The following is a 20095-nucleotide window of genomic DNA, read 5'->3' on the forward strand; positions in this document are numbered from 1 at the left end:
GCGTGACAAGCTGAGCTGATCGACAGGTCGAACTACTATCCCTAGGCTAAAGTGCCGTTAGCCGAGTATGGGCTGCCCGCTTCTCACGGTCCGCGAGTCCAGCAACCCGGCTCTTGCATGACTGGTGTCACCACCTGAACATTGGGGTTGTTCTTCTGCGACGAAAGTGGCGTCGAGATAACAGCGATACGGGATTATGAGACTGCACGATTGCGATGACGGTCGATGACGATGGGGGACTCATATGGGTACTGTGGTGCGAAGAATCACGATCTGTGGGTTTCTCCTGATCAGCGTCGCTGGATGCTCACACACCGGGCAGAATGCGCCTCTGGCAGTGCCGCCATTTTTGACCACGCCTCCATCGGTGAGCACACCGTCGCAGCGAGCATCTCCTTATCCAGTGGCCGTCACCGTCGCCGACTATTGCCTGTGTGAAGCACCGCATAACCAGTTTCAGGTCAAGTTAAAGCTGAAGCTCGTGAACACGGGTCAGGGCAGTGTCCATGTCGGCGTCGCAAACATTCGAGCGATGGTGCGCGGCGGAATGCCGGGCGGCGATGGCGCTTGGTATGGAAAGCTTGCCGATGGTTCGCCTTCTGCAGTCAACATTGAAGGATCGACCTATACCGCCATCCCGGCAAACAGAAACCATGCCTACGAAATGGTTGATGCGCGCGACGCTACATGGGCGACCCTGTGGTACGGCGAAACGCTTGGGCCAACGGATACCTACTTCGAGGGCGGTCGCAACCGAGGGGACGTCGTTTTCTACATACCTTATTCTCCGGGCCAGCTACCAAAAGTTGACGGGGTCGGGGTCGTTTCGGATGACGCTCAAGGCGTTTTGGGCTGGGCCCCCTTCAGCTCGTGGCCCTCGGCACCCGTGCCACCGGGTACGTTCTGAATCGCGCCATGGCCGAGACACCATCGCAGACGTCGTCCCCTCGCAGTAAGCGGAGATTGCTCGATAGACTGAAGGGTACGAGTGAACTTATCGCGCTTTTTGGAGTGATCTTTACTGTGGGTGGTGTGGTGATGAGTCTTATCCAGGTTTGGAACCACGACCTAGATGACCTGCGCGACCGGAAGACACAATGCATTAATGCACTGATCCCATTGAGTGCGGAATTAGCCAAAAGAGCGGTACTGCTGCAGCAAGTCAGCGGCTCCGATAATCCCGCAGATCGCCAACGTGATAAAGATTCCATTATCGCGCTCACTGGAGACTGGAACGCAGAAGCCGTCGCTTGTGAAGGCGACGGCAACGACGGCAATAGCAACCTGATCCGCCAAAATAGTGCCCTCAGCGTGGCACGGAATACGGCGAACTCGGCTAGTCGGCGCGAAATCGGAGACCCTAACTCACCTCCCGACCCTAACGACATTACCTCGGCTTACCTGTGGTGCACGTCTGCGGTCGCAGAGGTGCAAGGGGTCCAGTTGAACGGATGGTGGATCTTCGAGGACGGCTGGTTGTGGCCACCTGACAACTTTGTATGGGGCAAAACGAATTAACCGGCTCAACGCGCGAAGTCATTCTCAGGCACTCCGGCTCGCTAGATCAAATTGGCAAATCGCCCATCTGGCGGTTGAACTTCCGTCACTTCACTGCTGTCTATGCTATAATTAGACGTGCTAAACACTGACTGCGCTTCTTCGGGGCCGCGTGAACGTGGCCTTAGCGTCGGTTACGTGCGAGTCAGCACCGTTGCGCAGACGCTGGATCAGCAGAACACAGCTCTCGCTGCCGCTGGCGTGGTGAAGACGTTCTCCGACACCATGTCTGGTGCTCGCGATGACCGCCCAGGGCTCGCTGCACTCCTGGATTATGTTCGCGAGGGTGACGCCGTGGTGGTCTGGAAGCTCGACCGGCTGGGTCGCAACACCCTCCATATCCTGGAAACGGTGAAGGCGTTGACCGACCGTGGCATCACGCTGGTCTCGACTTCCGACGGCATCGACTCCTCTACGGCGGCGGGACGCATGATGATTGGGGTTTTGGGTTCCCTTGCCGAATACGAGCGCGAGCTAGTGAAGGAGCGCACGGCCCTCAAGCGAGCCATGTCTCTGGCGAAGGGCACCAAATTCGGTCGGCGCAAGAAGGTCGCGAACGCCAGCCACATCGCCACGGCGAGGCGGATGAAGGACGACGGGCACACTGCTCGGGATACCGCCAAATACCTTGGCGTCAGCCGCGCAACGCTCTACCGGTACCTCGCGGACGAAGCCGTATAACCCCCGGCGGGGGCATCAATCCGCCTTACCCCCGGCGGGGGTTTGATCCGATCACCCCGATGGGGGCATCTGCTTCCAAGTACCCCCAACGGGGGTCGTCACAGCCCGCTAGGTCCTGCACGACTTCAGCATCCGGCTCGGACCACTTGTGTCCCAACTGCAGTCGGTGAAAGGAGAGGTTCCTTATGACTTTGACTCCCGCACAACTCGACCGCGCCGTCGGCGCTCTGTTGGCCACAGCTGCCGGTGACGCCCTTGGCGCCCCATACGAGTTCGGCCCGCCACGTGGACCGGAGCTGGAGGTTGTCATGGGTGGTGGCGGCCCATGGGAGCCTGGTGAGTGGACCGACGACACGTCGATGGCCATCGTCATAGGCGAAGTGGCGGCCACTCGGGCTGACTTGCGCGACGAAGAGGCCCTCGACGCCGTCATTCAGCGCTGGCACGAGTGGATGCAGACGGCGAAGGATGTTGGCATTCAGACCAGTAACGTCTTGCGGACCGCAGGTTCCGTTGGTCTTAACGCACGAACTGCGCGCGAAGCATCGGCAGAACTCCACAACAGCACAGGACGCACGGCGGGCAATGGCTCGCTGATGCGCACCGCCCCAATAGCTTTGGCGTATCTCGACGACGAAAGCGGCCTCATCGAAGCGGCCAGAACAGTCAGCGAGCTGACCCACTTCGACCCTGAGGCCGGTGATGCCTGCGTTCTGTGGTCCCTGGCGATCCGCCACGCCATCCTCACCGGTCGCATCGATGCACGTATTGGCTTGCCGCATTTACCCGCCGAGCGGCGAGGCACCTGGGCGGCACGGCTCGACGCAGCAGAAAACGCCCGCCCAGTCGACTTTCCCAACAACGGCTGGGTCGTAACGGCCCAGCAGGCCGCATGGTCGGCTATAGCCACAACGCCAGTTCCGGGCGACGACCCGGCAGCAGGAGTTTTCCGGGCGGATCATCTGCGTTTGGCCCTTGATGCTGCCGTTCGGTGTGGGAACGACACCGATACTGTCGCCGCTATCGCGGGCGGATTGCTCGGTGCGGGATACGGTGCGTCAGCCGTCCCCGCAGAGTGGCGTCGCCTCCTGCATGGCTGGCCGGGATTGGAGTCACGCGGCCTAGTCGGGCTGGCTGCTCGAATCGTTAGGGCCGACAAGTCGTTCAGCTACGATGCCGAACCACTGGCCCCGGTACGGCATCCGCATGACGACGGCGTATGGCTGGCTAACATTGCAGCGCTGAGGGCGTTACCCCCTGACGTGGACGCGGTAGTGTCCCTGTGTCGTTTGCACGATGATGACCTGCCAAGGGGCGTAGATCAGATCGACATCCGGCTCATCGATGATGTGGACCCGGATGCCAACCCTAATTTGGACTTCGTGCTCACTGACACCGTGCGAGTCATCGAGCAGCTGCGCAACGAAGGACGTACGGTGCTGCTGCACTGTGCGGCATGCCAAAGCCGGACACCTACTGTGGCAGCCTTGTACGGCGCGCGCAAACAATGCATTAGCGGAGTCCGAGCGTTGCAGGAGATCGTGGCGGTCCTGCCAGATGCGTGGCCGAATCCGTTGTTCCGCCAAGCGATACAGCGTCTGGCACCATGATCATGTTGTGGGCGTGGCCGTGGTGGCGCGGATCACCTCGAAGGAGGTTCGGTCGTGCAGCGGGTAGTCAATAGATGACAATCGGGGAGTATTGCGGGGTCCCGCTCCAGGATGCGTGCGATACGTGGCGCAACGGCGCGGTATTTCTCTTGCGGAACCGCGCGAGTGCGTCATGCTCCGTGTCGCTTGATGGTTGGATCACCACGGTGGTTAGCGGCAAGAACATTGTTGTGACCTGCGGGCCATCGACCGCAACCGACTACGAAGCTACGTTCATCGAGGCATTGAATGCCGCTAACCGTGGCCTGGACTACCTCTCAGTCACAAGGCAAGCGGACTGCGTGATCAGTGACGCGCTAGACGAGAGCCTGGTCTGGTGGCCGGATACTGCCCTCGGCGGAGTGGTTATGCGGTGCCGGGTCGTGCAGTTGTTCGGGATCCGTATGACGGTGACGCTTGAGGTGAGAGACGCCCACGGCAATATCAAGCCAGCACCTCCGCCACCGACACCGATGGCCGATGACGCATTCAGATTCATTCGAATGGCCCGGACTACGGAGGACCTATTCGATGCATACCGGAACTTGTTCCTGGCCTTTGAATCATTGCTGAGTGATCTTCGCCCAAGGCTGCGGGTGTCTACGGAGCAACAACGGCGCAGGCGGTGGCGCTGTCTGACAAAGCCGCAGAGCATCGGTGGAACGCGGTGGGAGACTGAGAACAAGTGGTTCATGGATGCTCTTGACCATGCGGACAAGCTGGTACCCCTCGCTACCCTCACGCCGCCAGAAGTCACCAATCACAAGAAGTGGATCTACCGGCGGGTGTACAGCGATGAACGGTCGGGCCTTATGCACGCGAAGAGGGGACAGAACTACCTCCTGCCCCACGACACTTCCGACAGGGCTGAGCTGATCGAGTCGCTGGGTCGGCTGTGGGATTACATCAAGAACCTGATCGAAACACACCTTCACGTGCAGGGCCGGTCGGGTTCATTGACGCGGGACGGGTTCGACCTGATGGCACAGAATGCTCTACCGCAGTTTCCCTTGGTTGTCTCTGATGATGATGGGCCGTTGAATCGGGAGGCCGCCGCGAACCTGTTCAGCCCCGATGCGACCGTGGTCCAGCTGCGCTCATTAACGCCAAGAGTCGATCCTGACGACCCAGAGCTATGGACGATGCTGGCACGTTGCGAGACTTCGGATCTCGTCGGCTTAACCCCAATTCGGCGATTCGGGCACATGCGGCCCGACGGCATCTGCGAAGTGGTCTCCGGGCACATTGGCCCGCTTACCCTCGGGGGCACCGTGGTGCGGCTCGAAATAGAGCGTGGATTGCGCTACGTCAATCCCACTGGGCCGCCGAGGCAGTTCTCATCGTGACCTCACCTACTGTGTTCTGTTGCGTGTCAACGCTGTTCGAGTGCGGCGAACCAGTTTTGAAGCTGCTCGACGAGCGTAACCAATTTTTGCGATCCCACTCCATGGGGACTTACGCCTCGGCGTCAGTTATTCCCAGCCCAGATTTCAAAAAACACATCGATGCGCCAAACACGGGGTCTAACCTCCTGTCGTGAACACAGAAACCGTGGTCCTCCTCTGGCTGTTCTGCGCAGCCATAGGGGCGGCGATTGCGAAGTCCAAGAATCGCAACTGGACTGAGGGCTTGCTACTTGGCGGCTTGCTCGGCGTAGTCGGCGTCATAATCGAGCTTTTCATGCGTGCTCAAGCTCCCGGCCTGCCACCATCTGGCTGGTATCCCGATCCGGAGGGCAGCGGAGGGCAGCGATTCTGGAATGGCAGGGAGTGGGGGGACCTGCCGCCGCGTCCAGTACCGCAAGTGGCCGATGCCGTGGCTGCGGCGCAGGGACCGACAAGGAATTGTCCGGACTGTGCGGAAACCATCCTCGCCGCCGCCAAGGTGTGCAAGCACTGCGGCTACCGCTTCACCGCTCCTGACGCATCCGAGACGGCAATCCCACGCTCAAAGTCCACAAAGGTCAAGTGCCACAAGTGCCAACATGTGCAGACAGTTCCGCTGAGCGATTCGACCTTCGTATGCAAGAAGTGTGACACGAAGCTGAGACGCCGAACTACTTAAAGCAGCCCAGGCTGGACTTTGGTTCCCTGATCTACTCCGGCGACTTGACCGATGCGAGATCCAGGAACGTTACAACGCCGTCGGCATTGCCCGCGACGAATCCAGTGTTGCCTGGCGCACCCCTAGCCGCGTTCGCCCTTCACCAAGTCAATGATTTCCTGGGACTGAGGGTCCATCTCCAGAAGGTCGCCATGATCAATACCCGCATAGCTGACTTCAACGTCATCGGGCCCACGGTGATTGCCTTGGTTACCGGCACGGTAGCGTCTTGCGCAGTGCTATTGCCAAGCACGACGTGGTACTCAAGGTGGAGCGGCAAGTCAGTTGCCTTGTAGAACCGTATCGGCTGCCTATCGCTTGGACGCTTCTCCGAAATTGTGGTGCTGAAAGTTGTTGATGGAGTGCGGATGCGGGCCGCGTGGACCCTGCCTGGTGCCAGATCGGTGGTCGCCTCGAAGCGCTCGGTGAGCCAGTCCTCGCCCGGCGGGAGATTTATGCCGTATCACAGCGGTTCGGCGTCGAAAGCATCTAGCAGATCGTCGATGAAGGTTGCTACCGTCTCAAACAATTGCTCTAGGTAATTCAATGCGTCCCGGCCTGCTGTGTACCGAAATTCGTGCCACGTCGTGATCCCGGCGGCGCTGGGGTCGTCTGGAAAACGAAAGTATACGGTCTGATCAGGCCGTATAAAGTACCCTGGTGTTCCACCACCATGTATCGCTCCTGCGTGTAGAACATAATTGTCGAATTTCCGTGCATCCTGCAGCGCGGGTTCTAAATTCTGATCGAAACTAGCCTGGATTTTTGCTTTCAGGCGCTCGCCGTCCTTCAGTGAGGGCAGCAATCCCACCTGCCGACCCCTAAACGTATGGCTGACCCGCTCCCGGACGCCGCGAATCCAGCTCAGAGCATTCATCACCGCATACGCAGCGTGGTGAGAGGCATTTCCGCCAGTACGGGTTTCCACGCTCTGTGCGACTGCCTGGTGGAAGGCGTCGGGGAAAGCTGCAATAAAAGCATCCGCCATGGCTTGGGCAATTTTTGCCGTTTCCCGCAGGACCTCAAGTTCTCGCTCGATCCCGCCTGCGGCGAAGATAATTTCATCGACTAGCCCGCGCGTCATATACATGCGGAGCGTATCGTCGTCAACTCTTGCGCGCGTGGCTGCGTCCAGGGTCGCTACGAAGGACTGCCAACTGCTGTACCCCGGTAGATCAGGGGCATCTTTCCAGGGCGCTCTCGCAATCTTCAACGTGGTCGACGGATGGATCATTATCCGCTGCACCCAGCCGTCACGTCGCGGCAGCGGAGCAAAATCGGTTGGCATGGTCGGCACGGCAGGTCGGCCACGCAGCCTGCTGCGAATCCAAGAAAGTCTCGCCATCATCGATTTATCCTTAACTGAAGGACAGGCTGGCCAGCATCCGCCCGGAAACAATCAACCGAGCAACGGAACTAGCTGGGTGGATCTCGCCCTATGCCGGTCGGTAAACTCTTTGAGCACCCTAGTTAACCGAGTTTGGAAGTCTGGATCGTCGCCTCGTAAACTTCCGATGTCGCCATGAGGATCAGGTTAGCGCCGTTACGCTTCCAGTCGGTGAGCGCCGCTGGCTGGCGAAGGATGCTTACTATCCGATCAATTGGCAGATGTACCCGGCGACACTCACCAGAATTGCGCCTACCGCTATATAGGCTTCCTTCAGTCGGACCGCGTTCGATAGCGTCTGGAAATCATTCAGCACCGCCGCGTTGGCTTTGCCGATCTCGGGGCGAAGGGTCGACTCCTGTTGCGCCAGTTGGTTTACCAGACGTCTTCTGCTTGATCGCTGATCACGTACCCGTGAATGGCGTTTCCGACCGGCTGACGGTGACGTCCGGGTATCGGTCATCGTTCGCCTTGAAATATGAACGGACAGATGATTCCCGCGTATCCATATGCTGGCCGGGACCTATCTGGACCTCTTCAACGCAGGACGTATCGAAACGTATGTTCATCCGGGGAACGAGACCAATGTCTTGTGGTGTGTGAAGGTCGGGAGTGCCAAAAGCGACTATGCGGTACTCGTTTTCCTCACTGAAGCCCCAATGTTTCTGACACGCAGCCACTCCCAGCAGGGAATTGATGTGCGGATCAACCAGCGCATTACTCTTCGCGGTCTGACGGCCCACCGGCGTCATAGGCGAAACACTCTTCATGAACTCGATAAGCTTAGCGCGGAGCGACGGATCCTCCGCGTCGGACTTCTCGTATCTCATCCGGACGAATCGACGCGTGTCGTTGTGGCTCTGCACTGACTCGCGCAGTCTTTGGGGGTTGAACCTTATGGCGTAACCACCGCCCTGACCGTAACCGCGCCATTGGCTCAGTTGGTCAGGGGACGTCGAGAGACATGCGACGAACGGGCCGAGGTTCTCGCGGACAGATTCCAACGCCATCTGCATTCGTATGCTGAGAGAACGTGCAGACATGGCGACGGACATCGGAAGCGTCTCCTGAGGCACGTATGGGGCCCAATACGCATCCTTCATTACTTCTTCGGGCGGGTTGTTTTCGAAGTGAGACAGCGTGGCGTGAACCTTGGCGATGCCGAAGATGAGTTCTTGTGAATCGTTGAGGTATGCGGCGTGCGTCGCCCAGAGCGCCTCGCTTTCGAGAATCCCATGCAGACCGCCCGCGCTGGTGTAGTGATAGAGCGGCTCATCCGGAAGGGCGTCATCTTCGATAACTGGAGCTGGCAATGACATTGGTACGTAAGGATTCGCACGACGTCGCTCGGCGGCGAGGTCACTCATTCGATTCACCGGTGATTTCAGCGATGTGAGGTTCAGACACGCCCATACCGTGGCCAAAAGTATTGTAAGATAACGTATTTGGTACGTATGCGGGATGTCATATTCCGGTGAACGGTGTTTCGGAACTGGTGACTTTGACGTGCTGGTATCGGTCGCTGTGCTTCTGGATGTAAGACCGGACTGATGCTTCTCGCGTCTCCATGTGTTGACCGGGACCTATCATGATCTCTTCGATGCAGGGCGGATCAAACGTGATGTTCATGCGAGGAATAAGACCGGTGTCTTGTGCCCTGTGGAAGTCGGCGGTGCTGAAAGCGATTACGCGGTACTCCTTTTCCTCTCTGAAGCCCCAGTGCTTCTGCCGCGTCGCCTTGCTGAGCAGTGAATCGAGCACAGGGTTCATGACGTCCTCGATTCGCCGGGGTCGATCAGGATCGTCATCCCACGTTCCCGGCGTACCTGGCAGGGTCGGCGCAACATCCTTGATGAACTGGATAATGGCCTCGCGCAGAGACGGATCGAACTCCCCGCGCTTTTCATATCGCATCCGAACAACGCGATGATCGGCGTTGTGGTCCCGCACTGATTCGCGCAGTTTGTGCGTGTTGAAACGTATCGAGTAGCCGCCACCTTGACCGTATCCACGCCACTGACTGAGTTGATCCTCGGATTGTGAGAGACATGTGACGTATGGGCCGAGGTTCTCGCGTAGCGATACTGTTGCTTTCCCAAGTCGCGCACCGAGCCCGCTTATCGCGAGCTGGATTGCGGGCTGAATAGCCCACTCAGGCAAGTTGGGGTCCCATGCGCCCTTCGCCTCATCGGGTGGGTGCTGTGCCAGCTGGCGGAGTTCCGCCTCGATTTTTTGAATACCGAAGACGAACTCTTGCGAATCGTTGAGGTATGCGGCATGCGTCGCCCAGAGCGCTTCTTTTTCGAGGATTCCGTGCAGGCCGCCCGCGTCGGTGTAGTGATAGAGGGGCTCGTCCGGCAGGGGGTCGTCTTCGATGACTGGAACTGATACTGGCATCGACGCCCAGTGAAGCGCACCGGGTCGCGTGATCAAAGGCGACTCGCCCGCGCAGGCCCGACTCAGAAGCACGCGAGCCTCAATGTTCGCCCGGTAGGTTCGCGTTTCAGCGTCGGCAATAGACATGCCAGCGGACGCGAGGCCATAGGTGGATGATCGGCAGCGCGTTTGTGCAGCTCGTCAGTTGCACGGATCTCGCACCCTTTGACGTCTTTGCTGATCAGAGAGTGCCCCGGCAGGATTCGAACCTGCGGCGGTTTCAGAAGATCGCGCTAGATCGCAGCCTTTAGGGGATTACTACTTTGCAGTAGTATTCCTTCAAAGTAGTATCTTGCTGCGTGATCGACCTTGCTGCTTTCCGCCGATCAGCCGGTCTGACCCAGACGGAGCTGGCCGCCAAACTCCGTGTTGGGCAAGCACAGATCAGCAAGATCGAGCGGCAGGACGACATGCTGATCAGCACGTTGGCGGCGTACCTGGCGGCGCTAAGGGCGGACGCCAAGATCGTTGTGGAAGTAGCTGGCGAGACCGTGACGTATGACCTCACATCCACGAGGAGGCCGAGATGACGGGGCATGTCGAAACCACTCTGCGTAACCACAGTCGCGCTCTCAGGTTCTTCTGGAGCGTCCTGATCGGAGCGACAACAGTCAGCCTCATCGGCAATGTTGCGCACGCCGTGCTGCCGTACATCTCGCGCCTCGTCATCCAGATCGGCGCGGCTACTGTGCCTCCCATCGCTCTTCTGGCTGCCGTGCACGGCATCGCACTCGCCGTCCGTGCGGGAGCATCGGGCATGGCTTACCGCTGCGCGCTCGGTGCTGTCGCAGCAATCGGGATTGGCGCGTTCGCTCTGAGCTTCCTTGCGCTACGAGACCTGATGCTGGCGATTGGATATAGCGCTGCAACGGCATGGATTTTTCCCGCGATCATCGACACGACAGTCGCCGTTAGCACCTTGATGTTGGTTGCGCTGGGGGACAAGCCAGCACGCCGCTCCCGCACCGGGGCTCTGCCCGCGAATACACAAACTCCAGCGATGCGGGAGCCGGGGACACCTGCGACAAAGAGCGCAAGAGCCCAGCTCGCGCCGTCTGCGCGGAGCAATGTGCCGGTAACGACCTCTGCAGCGGTGCAGCCCAATCGCGCACATACGGTGCAGGCATCAGCGCAAACTGGCGCGGCACCGCTTGATGCAAAAATTCCGCCGGTCGATGCTGAGTTTGCATCCGAGCTGATTGCAACCGGTGCTACTACGCAGCCCGTCGAGACTGTTATAGCGGTACTGAGCGCAAGGCTTGGCGGAGCGTCAATTAACGCTGCGGCGAAAACGTCAGGCATCAACTACAGGACTGCGCAGCGGATCGTTGAGGCTGCCGCAGCGCATCGGCATCGGGAGCTGATGGCGGTCGGTTGACCGGTTAAGACTGGCTCTGCTCCGGGATGTAGTACTGAGTCCGCAGCATGCCTCGCGGGCCAGCGGGCGTATTCACCATGGTGAATCGTGAAGGGTAGTCCCCGACTTGCCCGGTTCCGGTTGCGAAGTCAGCACCGTTGAAGTTGCCACCATGAGTGAGGGTGTGGTGGGTCATGCCGGTGACCGAGAGTCTGACGGTGATCTCCAATTGGTCCAGTACCGCTAGGAGTTCCGTCTCGTCGTCAGCCGATTGCATCAACACGTGAAGTCGCTCACCATCAATCGTGGGGGCATCGACTCTGATCGTCGTCAGCTCCTGCGACCCTTGCTCGGCCAGAAACGCCGGGGCCTTTGTCGTCATGTTCTTCAAGGCTATGTCCGTTGCGTACTTTTGGGCAGTCACCAGCTCCGCGCCGTCGGCGCGCCTGTAGAGGCAAACGTTGGCGTCTGGTTCCACCATTGCGAAATCAGGCGTGAGGCCAGTGGCGGACATCTGCACATTCAGATTGACAAGCTGCATATGGCCTATGTTCAGTCCCATTTGGTGGTTGCCAGCCCCAAAGATCGTGACGGCTAAGCGCTTCTCTGAGATCGCCGGGGTGATCGTTTTGTAGCCGAACCTCCTCGCCTTGACCTCCGCCGAGTGATAGAAACCCTTCGCAGAGACCAGCAGCACGAGATCGGCGACCTGCAATACGCTGTGCTTGCCGTACATCCCTTCGACCCACGTAACGTCCATCTTCCGGGAGCGATCCACGCACTCGACCGCGATAGCGATCTGTTGTCCGTTGGCTTTGCCTCGGATGAGGGCATACACATCGACCTCACGCATCACACCGGTGTCCGGATCTGGAAACTCCCTCGACTCCTCAACGACCGCACCGTCCTCCAGCAGCTCTACCACCATGGCGATGAGCTGCTGGAAGTCGTTGGTCTGCTTGGGCATCAGCCCTCGAAGTTATCGCTGACGAGGCAGTGAGTAGAGAGAGACGCGCCGAGCTGGGGACGGGGTTACCAAGTCCATGGTGGGCGGTAGATCCTGAGTGGCAGGGTCGGGGCGCTGGGCCATACGGTGAGAGAAAGGTTGGTGCAGCAGTTGGAGCGGCCTTTGACGCCGTCAAGAGCTGAAAGAGAATCCGCAGGTAACAAGCGGGACCGAAACGGACCGAAACGGACCGAGACGGACCGAAACGGCAGGTAGGCCGGCATATTGCCTGGTCAGACCAGGGGTTCGAATCCCCTTAGCTCCACCAGGAAACAGTCCAGGCATCGAAAGCGGTCTGCCTGGCCCTCATGTAAGCACTCCGGTCAAGATGGCGGCGGGCATATCCGCGACCACGCGCTTCGACCAGTGAGGGTGTAGCGTTAGGGGTGCTGGTACTCCCAGCCGATCCGGAATGGCTCAGCTTCTGACGCTGATCTGCCCGAGCATCCGCTCACGCCGGCCACATATTTTCTAACCGCTCAGTCGGGATAATTTTGAATGCTCGATCGTTGTTTCAGCCGTTGATCGCACCCTTTGGGATGCAACACTTTTCGTACGTGCCGAGCTTTGGCGTCCTCGGCACCTACTCGCCCACACCATGCGGCCTGGCGACCTTCAGCGCTGCCCTGGTGAACGGACTCACCGCCAGAGGCGCCGACGTCAATGTGGTGCGCATCGCCGACGGTGACGTCTGCGAGAACGCCTACGTCACAGGCGAACTCGTCAATGGCTCGGCGGCGTCGGTCGCGGCGACCGCCGAGCTCCTCAACCAGAGCGACGTCGCCGTCATCCAGCACGAGTACGGCATCTATGGCGGTCCCGACGGAGACGAGGTCGTCCAAATCATGGCCGGATTGCGCGTCCCGTCGATCGTCGTCGTTCACACGGTGCTCAAACATCCGACACCACACCAACTTTCGGTGCTCGAATCGGTGATGGCATTGGCCGATCAAGTGATCGTGATGTCGCAGGTGGCCCGCCAACGCCTGTACGCAGGCTTCGCCGTCGACCACCACAAGGTCACCGTCATCCCGCACGGCGCAGCACTCCCCAGGACCAACGGCATGCAGCATCCTGACCGGCCGACCATGCTGACCTGGGGTCTGCTGGGACCGGGCAAGGGCATCGAGCGGGTCATCGACGCCATGGCTTCGCTGACGGACCTGCCCAATCCGCCCCGGTACATCATCGCCGGCCGCACTCACCCCAAGGTCCTCGCCGCGCAGGGGGAAAGATATCGCGAAGCACTTGTCGCGCAGGCGAAACGCCTCGGCGTCACCGATTCGGTGTCCTTCGACGCCGTGTACCGCACCCCCGAAGAGCTCACCGCGCTCATCCAGGCCGCTACCGTTGTAGTCCTGCCCTACGACTCGAAGGACCAGGTCACCTCCGGTGTGCTGGTCGACTCCGTCGCGAGTGGCCGGCCGATCGTCGCAACCGCTTTCCCGCACGCGGTCGAGCTTCTCGGCAGCGGCGCGGGCATCGTCGTCGCGCACGACGAACCCGACGCACTCCTCGCAGCGCTGCGCCGGCTGCTCACCGATCCGGACGTCGCCGAGTCCATGGCCGCCGAAGCCCGCGGACTGGCCCCGACCGTCGCCTGGCCCGTCGTTGCCAACACCTACCTCGGCGTGGCGCAACGGCTGCTTGCTACCCAGTCCGCGCTGACGTGACCGGCACCGCGCCCACGCCGGTGTTCGCACACCTGCTGCACATGACGGACCATCGCGCCACATTCGAGCACGCCTGCATGAGCGAGCCCCGCCGTGAGCACGGGTACTGCACCGACGACATGGCCAGAGTGCTCGTGGTCAGCACCCGCGAGCCCGACGCACCGGGGGCCGTGAAGGGTCTTACCCGCAAGGCCCTGCAGTTCTTGAACGAAGCCCAGTCCTATGACGGCTCCTGCCGCAACCGGATGGACCACGCCGGACGGTGGACGGATCAGCCCACTACAGCCGACCATTGGGGCCGCTGCATCTGGGGGCTCGGCACCGCCGCCGCCCACAGCAGCGTGTCCCTGGTGCGCCGACTGGCCGTGATTCAGTTCGAGCGCGCTGCCAAGGCCAGGTCACCGTGGCCGCGGGCGATGGCGTTCGCCGCCGTCGGCGCCGCCGAACTACTCAACTTCGAGCCCGGTAATTCCGCAGCCCTGCGACTCCTCACCGACTATGCCGCCACTGTCGCGAGACCCGAGACCACGTCCGACTGGCCATGGCCCGAGCCAAGGCTCACCTACGCGAATGCGATTCTCCCCGAGGCGATGATCGCTGCCGGCGTCGCGCTGGACGACCCGGACCTGAAACAGCGTGGCCTGGATCTGCTGGAATGGCTGCTCGACTACGAAACGATTGACGGCCACCTGTCGCCCACCGCCGTGGGCGGCCGGGGACCGCAGGACAGCCTGCCCGCCTTCGATCAGCAGCCGATCGAGGTGGCCACTCTCGCCGACGCCTGCGCACGCGCCATGGCTGCCGATCCGCGGGCCCTCTGGCCGGAAGGGATCCGGTCGGCCGTCGCCTGGTTCCAGGGCGCCAACGACTCCGGGTTGGTCATGTGGGACACCCAGACCGGTGGTGGCTTCGACGGATTGCTCGCCGATTGCGTCAACCTCAACCAGGGCGCCGAATCGACCCTTGCGGTGATCTCGACTCTGCAGCATGCACAGCGCTTTTCGCCGGTCCCACAATGACTTTGATGCGTACCGGGCTCGTCACCCGCAGCCCCGACCGCATCGCGGCGAATTCGGCGCGGGTGATCACCCGGCTCTTCGTGCCCGGCCAGGAGGGCTTCGAGCTTCAGGAGTCACGGGCCGGAGTGGTGCTCAAGCGCATCCTCGCGCTGACCGACGACGACGTTCGGTCGTCCCTGGACGACGTCATGACCCGCTTCGACGGACGCCACCGTGACCTGGTGGGTACCTTCCGTCGGCACGCCCGCGAGCTCGCCGACCGCCTGGATCCCGATACCCACCTCTCCGATGCGCGAATCCTGTTGCTAGGAGCGGCCTTTACCAGCGAGTACGCCATCGAGGGGGCGGCGCTGTGCAACCCCAGCATTGTGGCCCACCCCGACCAGACCGACACCGCGGCAGGCAGCCTGAGATTCGTGATGAGCGTGCGGGGGATCGGGGAAGGACACCGCTCGTCCATCGGGTTCCGCACCGGTGTCGTCGACGCCTCGGGCCGGGCCACGATCGACGAGCCGGCTCACTTCGCCACTACCGGCAGCGTATCGGACGCGCTGCTCGAGGCCGCGGTGTTCCGCGCCGAACTCGACTGCTTCGGCGATGGCGGTGAGGCCGCGAACTACGTCCTAGATGGACTCGGCGACCGTTTCACGCGATCCGACCTGAACGCGCGACTCGACAATCTCCGGGCCCACCTGAGCACCCGTGGGCATGTCGAGCGCACCGTCGCCCTGATCCACGCTATTGCCGCTCGGTGCTATGCAATCGAATTCCCCAGCGAGGTATCGGTTTCCGAGCGCGTCCTGTGGCCGTCGATGGAGGCCGAGCAGGCCGGCATGGAAGACGCCCGCTTCGTTCGCTTCGTCGATGACGACGGCTCGGTCACCTATTACGCCACTTATACGGCCTACAGCGGGTCCCACATCAGCCAACAACTGCTCGAGACCAAGGACTTTCGGTCCTTCACCTCTGGGCCGCTCGTCGGGAAGGCCGCGGCCAACAAGGGTTTGGCATTGTTCCCCCGGCGAATACACGGTCGCTACGCGGCCATGTCACGATCGGACCGCGAGTCGAACACCGTCGCCTTCGCCGACCATCTTGCGGTCTGGACGAGCGCCTCGCCCTGCCAGCAACCGGCCGAGGCGTGGGAAGCACTGCAACTCGGAAACTGTGGCCCGCCAATCGAAACCGACGCAGGGTGGCTGGTGCTCACCCACGGCGTCGGACCCATGCGCACGTATCGCATCGGCGCGATTCTGCTTGACCTCGACGACCCGACCCGGGTGCTCGGCCGGTTACGGCGCGCACTACTGAGCCCCGCCCACGACGAACAAAACGGCTACGTGCCCAACGTCGTCTACTCCTGCGGCGCGCTCGTTCACGCCGACACCCTGGTGCTTCCGTACGGGATTGCCGACGGCGCCATCGGCATCGCCACCGCGCAACTTCCGCAGCTGCTGGACACGATCGTTCAGCAGCCAGATCGCACGAGATGAGGTCACAATCAGCATGATGAAAAGGTCCACCGCCAGAGCGCGCAATCCGCTCGGCGAGTACGTCCTGCACATGGGTGCGGGATTCGTCGCCAAAGAACGTCCGCACGTCCTGGGGGCGTTGGCGACGCTCGAGCCGCATCTGGGCCGCTGGGACGCGCTTGACGTCAGCCTGGAAGTCTCGTTACAGAACCGCGGCCGCAAGGAGCAGCGCGTCACGTTGCGCACGACGTTGCCTGGTCTCCCGCCACTGGTGGCCGTCGCCGACAACCCCGACATCACGCGCGCCCTTCACGAAGCCAAGCATGAGTTGATCCGGCAGCTCGAACACCAGAAGTCGGCCCGCGAACCCATGCACAATCGCAAGTTCGGGCGCAATACGATCCGCCACCCGGGCTCCTCGCTGCAGGGGCGTCGCATCCCGCCTGCACCGTAGTTGCGGGAGTGTCGCGTGCTGCGCGCGCGGGGTTACCGCCACGCGTACTCGTGTGGCTCTCAGATGCGGTCTATTTTGAGACGGCGTCCAATGTTGCTGGGTTCCGTGGCCGGCCGGGGATTCCTGTTTGTTGGGCCAATAATTGTTGTGCTGTTGTTGGTCTGCTGAACGGGAGTCGTTGTGAGCTGGCAGCAAATCCAGCCGTTCCTAGTCGCGCTGGCCATTGGGTTGCTGCTCGGCTTGGAGCGCGAACGCAGCCACAGCCGCAGGCTCCCTGCCGGGTCGCGCTCGTTCGCGCTCCTGTCGTTGGTTGGGGCCATCGTCGCGAGCTTCAACGAGTGGGCAGTGCTGGCTGGGCTCGTTGTCGTCGGGGCGCTGCTGGCGCTCGCATACTTTCGCACCAGCGAAAGAGACCCCGGAACGACCACAGCGATCGCCGCACTCGCGACCTACCTGCTCGGTGCGCTCGCCTACACACGTCCGGCTCTGGCCGTGGCCATCTCTGTGGTTGTCGCAGGTCTGCTTGTGTCGAAGGAGCGCATCCATCGCTTTGCCCGCGAGATCGTCAGCGACGTCGAAGTAGAGGACGCCATCAAGTTCTTCGTCGTGGCGCTCGTGATCCTGCCGCTGCTTCCGGATCAGCAGCTCGGACCGTATGGCGTACTGAACCCGGCGAAGGTGTGGCTCCTGGTGGTACTGCTCACGGGTATCGGCTGGGTCGGCTACATCGGTGTTCGGGCACTCGGGCCCGAACGGGGCGTGCTCGTCGCCGGTTTGGCTGGCGGATTCGTCTCGGCGACTGCGACGACGGCATCGATGGGCCGGCTCAGCCGGACGGCTACCAGCTTGCGTGCGCCCCTCGCCAGTGCACTGCTCGCGAGCCTCGCGACCTTCGTGCAGCTGCTCATCGTGATCGCGCTCGTCGACGTCGAACTGCTGCGCCGCCTGTGGCCTCCAGTGACCGCTGGAGCGGTCGTGCTGGTGGGCGTCGCCGCCTTCGTCTACCGGGGTGGCACTCACCAGCAGAATACTGCGGAGGGCAAGGAAGTCGAGGCGACGAAGGCAAGCCGACCCTTCGCGTTGCGGCCCGCGCTCGTTCTGGCCGCGGTGCTGACCTTCGCTCTGCTCGTTGGTCGTTGGGGCGCTGACATATTCGGCCCAAAAGGGGTGGTGGTTGCCACGTTCGCTGCGGGTCTCGCCGATGCTCACGCCGGCGCGGTTGCGGCCGCCAGCCTCGCCGCCAAGGGCGACATCACCGTCGACACCGCGTTGGTCGCGGTGGCTGCAGCGTTGGGTTCCAACCTGCTGGTGAAGACGGTGTTGGCTTTCACCGCCGGCGGTCGTCGCTTCGGGCTTGGTTTTCTTGCCGCCATGTCCGTGCCGGCCCTGGTGTTCGGTGTCGCCTTGGCGGCGACCGTGGCCGTGCTGTGAGCCGAGAGCTGCATTTGCAGCGGTAGGCGTTCCCTGGGCGAAGGTCTCAGTAGTTTTTCCGATCAAATAGGCTGAGTGACAAGGTGAATGGGTTGGAGCTAGGCTCGCTCACACCTGTAGAACTCTGTCGACCAGTACGCGACATCAAGCGACCAGTACACGGTGGCGAGCTGCCCGCAAAACGCCAAGGCGGTTACTTGCGATCAAAAGACCTGCGTAGTTAGGACTTGTGACCCTGTCGCCGGTCCTTCTCCCAGAGCACCCTGTGGTGTGTGTCCACGATGCGGACGAAACCCGGATCCAGTGGGCCGCAGAGCAATCGAGTCGGATTGTGAATGAGGTGATCGAAGTGCGCGACCGAAATCAGCGGCTGCGCAATGAGGTGGAGCACCCGCAACTCTATGAGGAGGTGACGATTACCTCCGCGGACGTTCCGATTGTGCTGTCGGTGTGGCGCGGTTGTTCGGGCGGCCCGGTGGTGGTGTTTCTGCCCGGAACAATGACGCACCCGCTCTTCTATGAAGAGTTCTGCGACGGCCTTGCCGCCCAAGGCATTACCGTCGTCGGCGTGCATGCCGAAGGGCATGGAAAGAGTCCTCGCATCGGGCGGCTGCTGCGTCTGCAAACTCTTGTCAACAACGCCCTCGACGCGATCGCATGGGCTCGGGCGCGGTTCGGCAGATTGCCCGTCGTGGTGGGCTCTAGTCAGGGCGGTGTGCTGGCGATGATCGTTGCGACCCGTGATCACGAGCTCGCCGGCGTCCTCGCTCACAACATCCTCGATCCGGCCCTGCCCGAGTCGACCTCGGTCTCTCGATTCCCGACGTTTCTCCAAGCGGGCTACCGACCGTTCGTACGAGGGCTTCGAGTGCTGGCCAAGCTCGCACCGCGGCTACCAATCCGGTTCAATATCTACCTGGACCTGGCCCGAGTGTGCCGCGAGCCCTGGACGGCCGAGCAATTCCTGCTCGACCCACTCGGTCTGCGTGCCTACCCTCTGGCATTTCTGGCCGATCTCTTCAACGCAGATTTGACAGCCATGAGCGATGGCACGATCACGTGCCCGGTCGTGGTTGTCGCGGGCCGTGCAGACCCCTTGTTCAGCCTCGACTACACACAGAAAGTCTTCGCCCGCATCGTCGCCCCTGCCAAAGATCTCGTCGTGTTCGACACCGACCACCACCTCTTGTTCAACGAATGCCTGCCCCTGGTGCTGCCACGGGTCGCCGAACTTATTGCAAGCCTCGATGCGACCGCGAGCGGGAAGCTGGGGACCGGCGACCGTGGCACCGCTGCGGCTGTGCTCGAAGGGTAGATCACACCGATCCCACAATCTGTTGCCTAGCCCAAAAACACGACGCGATAAGGGGAGTTTCGCTCATGGCCAGCCACAAGATTCACAAACGTTTGGGTGGCGCCGCTGCAGCCGCTGCCGCTCTGATAGCTGTCGGGACACCTGCCACCGCTAACGCGGTCTACCCCGGCGTCCCGGAGTGGTTTTCACAGGCCAAAGAACACTTCGACAATACGAGGAACTATATGCAGGCGGTGATCGATGCGATCACCGCCAATGACATTGACGTACTCCGGTCAGCGTGTTCACTGGCCCACGACGAATTAAGCGGCAACCTTCAGGCCCATCTGCCTACACCGGACCCGGCACTGACTACTGCGTTGCAATCGGAGATCGACGACGTTCACGCTGCGATGCACATCTGCATGTCGCTTGGGCCCGACAGCACCTTAGCTGATTTGCAGCGAGCCGATTCGCTTCTGCAGCAGGCGAATCTACACATGAGGACGGTCGACGCCATTTTGACCACAGATCTAAGTTGAAGGCCGCCGCGCCCAGCAGATCCGCGGTTCCCAA

General features: G+C 61.3%; 19 protein-coding genes. 15 read left to right on the plus strand and 4 right to left on the minus strand.

Annotation, left to right across the window (positions count from 1 at the left end; all coding sequences use genetic code 11):
* The first annotated feature begins 403 nt into the window (after nucleotides 1–403).
* The 6 genes from SKC41_RS26410 to SKC41_RS26435 all read left to right on the plus strand — a co-directional run bounded on the left by SKC41_RS26410 (nucleotide 404) and on the right by SKC41_RS26435 (nucleotide 5951).
* Nucleotides 404–907: a hypothetical protein gene (locus tag SKC41_RS26410; RefSeq protein WP_330980661.1), complete on the plus strand. Its 504-nt coding sequence runs from the start codon at nucleotides 404–406 to the stop codon at nucleotides 905–907.
* Between the two features lie 8 nt (nucleotides 908–915).
* Complete coding sequence (locus SKC41_RS26415; RefSeq protein ID WP_330980662.1) at nucleotides 916–1518, plus strand: hypothetical protein; 603 nt, start codon at nucleotides 916–918, stop codon at nucleotides 1516–1518.
* A gap of 177 nt (nucleotides 1519–1695) precedes the next feature.
* A complete protein-coding gene (locus SKC41_RS26420) occupies nucleotides 1696–2238 on the plus strand; it encodes a recombinase family protein (RefSeq protein ID WP_330980663.1) in 543 nt (180 codons plus the stop codon).
* 185 nt (nucleotides 2239–2423) lie between these two features.
* Nucleotides 2424–3848, plus strand: a complete 1425-nt coding sequence (locus tag SKC41_RS26425) for an ADP-ribosylglycohydrolase family protein (protein WP_330980664.1) — start codon at nucleotides 2424–2426, stop codon at nucleotides 3846–3848.
* A 74-nt stretch (nucleotides 3849–3922) separates the two neighbouring features.
* Complete coding sequence (locus SKC41_RS26430) at nucleotides 3923–5233, plus strand: hypothetical protein (RefSeq protein WP_330980665.1); 1311 nt, start codon at nucleotides 3923–3925, stop codon at nucleotides 5231–5233.
* A 190-nt stretch (nucleotides 5234–5423) separates the two neighbouring features.
* Nucleotides 5424–5951, plus strand: a complete 528-nt coding sequence (locus SKC41_RS26435; protein ID WP_330980666.1) for a zinc ribbon domain-containing protein — start codon at nucleotides 5424–5426, stop codon at nucleotides 5949–5951.
* A gap of 502 nt (nucleotides 5952–6453) precedes the next feature.
* On the opposite strand, the gene SKC41_RS26440 is transcribed toward SKC41_RS26435, so the two are convergent.
* The 3 genes from SKC41_RS26440 to SKC41_RS26450 form a co-directional block, all read right to left on the minus strand.
* Entirely contained in the window at nucleotides 6454–7338 is an 885-nt protein-coding gene (locus SKC41_RS26440) for a hypothetical protein (RefSeq protein WP_330980667.1), read from the minus strand.
* Between the two features lie 443 nt (nucleotides 7339–7781).
* The gene (locus tag SKC41_RS26445; protein ID WP_330980668.1) at nucleotides 7782–8744 is read right to left on the minus strand and encodes a DUF2971 domain-containing protein; all 963 of its coding nucleotides are present in this window, start codon (nucleotides 8742–8744) and stop codon (nucleotides 7782–7784) included.
* A 97-nt stretch (nucleotides 8745–8841) separates the two neighbouring features.
* A complete protein-coding gene (locus tag SKC41_RS26450) occupies nucleotides 8842–9900 on the minus strand; it encodes a DUF2971 domain-containing protein (RefSeq protein ID WP_330980669.1) in 1059 nt (352 codons plus the stop codon).
* Between the two features lie 212 nt (nucleotides 9901–10112).
* Here SKC41_RS26450 and SKC41_RS26455 point away from each other — a divergent pair, with 212 nt between their 5' ends.
* Both SKC41_RS26455 and SKC41_RS26460 read left to right on the plus strand, forming a co-directional pair.
* Entirely contained in the window at nucleotides 10113–10343 is a 231-nt protein-coding gene (locus SKC41_RS26455) for a helix-turn-helix domain-containing protein (RefSeq protein ID WP_330980670.1), read from the plus strand.
* Complete coding sequence (locus tag SKC41_RS26460) at nucleotides 10340–11191, plus strand: DUF2637 domain-containing protein (protein WP_330980671.1); 852 nt, start codon at nucleotides 10340–10342, stop codon at nucleotides 11189–11191. Before SKC41_RS26455 ends, SKC41_RS26460 begins: the two co-directional genes overlap by 4 nt.
* A gap of 4 nt (nucleotides 11192–11195) precedes the next feature.
* Here the strand turns inward: SKC41_RS26460 and SKC41_RS26465 are convergent, their stop codons facing one another.
* Entirely contained in the window at nucleotides 11196–12137 is a 942-nt protein-coding gene (locus SKC41_RS26465) for a hypothetical protein (protein ID WP_330980672.1), read from the minus strand.
* A gap of 578 nt (nucleotides 12138–12715) precedes the next feature.
* Between SKC41_RS26465 and SKC41_RS26470 the strand changes: the two genes are divergently transcribed.
* The 7 genes from SKC41_RS26470 to SKC41_RS26500 all read left to right on the plus strand — a co-directional run bounded on the left by SKC41_RS26470 (nucleotide 12716) and on the right by SKC41_RS26500 (nucleotide 20061).
* A complete protein-coding gene (locus SKC41_RS26470; protein ID WP_330980673.1) occupies nucleotides 12716–13849 on the plus strand; it encodes a glycosyltransferase in 1134 nt (377 codons plus the stop codon).
* Nucleotides 13846–14868 carry a glycosyltransferase gene (locus tag SKC41_RS26475; protein ID WP_330980674.1) on the plus strand — a complete coding sequence of 341 codons (1023 nt, stop codon included), beginning with the start codon at nucleotides 13846–13848 and terminating at the stop codon, nucleotides 14866–14868. The genes SKC41_RS26470 and SKC41_RS26475 overlap by 4 nt, the downstream gene beginning before the upstream one ends.
* Nucleotides 14865–16361, plus strand: coding sequence for a glycoside hydrolase family 130 protein (locus SKC41_RS26480; RefSeq protein WP_442931808.1), 1497 nt, complete (start codon nucleotides 14865–14867; stop codon nucleotides 16359–16361). Before SKC41_RS26475 ends, SKC41_RS26480 begins: the two co-directional genes overlap by 4 nt.
* 16 nt (nucleotides 16362–16377) lie before the next feature.
* Complete coding sequence (locus tag SKC41_RS26485) at nucleotides 16378–16794, plus strand: hypothetical protein (protein WP_330980676.1); 417 nt, start codon at nucleotides 16378–16380, stop codon at nucleotides 16792–16794.
* A 180-nt stretch (nucleotides 16795–16974) separates the two neighbouring features.
* Nucleotides 16975–18225, plus strand: coding sequence for an MgtC/SapB family protein (locus SKC41_RS26490; protein ID WP_330980677.1), 1251 nt, complete (start codon nucleotides 16975–16977; stop codon nucleotides 18223–18225).
* 340 nt (nucleotides 18226–18565) lie between these two features.
* A complete protein-coding gene (locus tag SKC41_RS26495) occupies nucleotides 18566–19540 on the plus strand; it encodes an alpha/beta fold hydrolase (protein WP_330980678.1) in 975 nt (324 codons plus the stop codon).
* Between the two features lie 65 nt (nucleotides 19541–19605).
* Nucleotides 19606–20061: a hypothetical protein gene (locus SKC41_RS26500; protein ID WP_330980679.1), complete on the plus strand. Its 456-nt coding sequence runs from the start codon at nucleotides 19606–19608 to the stop codon at nucleotides 20059–20061.
* Nucleotides 20062–20095: the final 34 nt, after the last annotated feature.

This window comes from Mycobacterium sp. 050128, from assembly GCF_036409155.1.
Taxonomy (GTDB): Bacteria; Actinomycetota; Actinomycetes; order Mycobacteriales; family Mycobacteriaceae; genus Mycobacterium.

Bases quoted from the DNA above. Each gene is read 5' to 3' on its own strand.
- SKC41_RS26415 (WP_330980662.1), top strand. From the start codon at position 916: ATGGCCGAGACACCATCGCAGACGTCGTCCCCTCGCAGTAAGCGGAGA.
- SKC41_RS26425 (WP_330980664.1), top strand. From the start codon at position 2,424: ATGACTTTGACTCCCGCACAACTCGACCGCGCCGTCGGCGCTCTGTTG.
- SKC41_RS26430 (WP_330980665.1), top strand. From the start codon at position 3,923: ATGACAATCGGGGAGTATTGCGGGGTCCCGCTCCAGGATGCGTGCGAT.
- SKC41_RS26440 (WP_330980667.1), bottom strand. From the start codon at position 7,338: ATGATGGCGAGACTTTCTTGGATTCGCAGCAGGCTGCGTGGCCGACCT.
- SKC41_RS26445 (WP_330980668.1), bottom strand. From the start codon at position 8,744: ATGAGTGACCTCGCCGCCGAGCGACGTCGTGCGAATCCTTACGTACCA.
- SKC41_RS26450 (WP_330980669.1), bottom strand. From the start codon at position 9,900: ATGTCTATTGCCGACGCTGAAACGCGAACCTACCGGGCGAACATTGAG.
- SKC41_RS26460 (WP_330980671.1), top strand. From the start codon at position 10,340: ATGACGGGGCATGTCGAAACCACTCTGCGTAACCACAGTCGCGCTCTC.
- SKC41_RS26465 (WP_330980672.1), bottom strand. From the start codon at position 12,137: ATGCCCAAGCAGACCAACGACTTCCAGCAGCTCATCGCCATGGTGGTA.
- SKC41_RS26470 (WP_330980673.1), top strand. From the start codon at position 12,716: ATGCAACACTTTTCGTACGTGCCGAGCTTTGGCGTCCTCGGCACCTAC.
- SKC41_RS26480 (WP_442931808.1), top strand. From the start codon at position 14,865: ATGACTTTGATGCGTACCGGGCTCGTCACCCGCAGCCCCGACCGCATC.
- SKC41_RS26485 (WP_330980676.1), top strand. From the start codon at position 16,378: ATGAAAAGGTCCACCGCCAGAGCGCGCAATCCGCTCGGCGAGTACGTC.
- SKC41_RS26500 (WP_330980679.1), top strand. From the start codon at position 19,606: ATGGCCAGCCACAAGATTCACAAACGTTTGGGTGGCGCCGCTGCAGCC.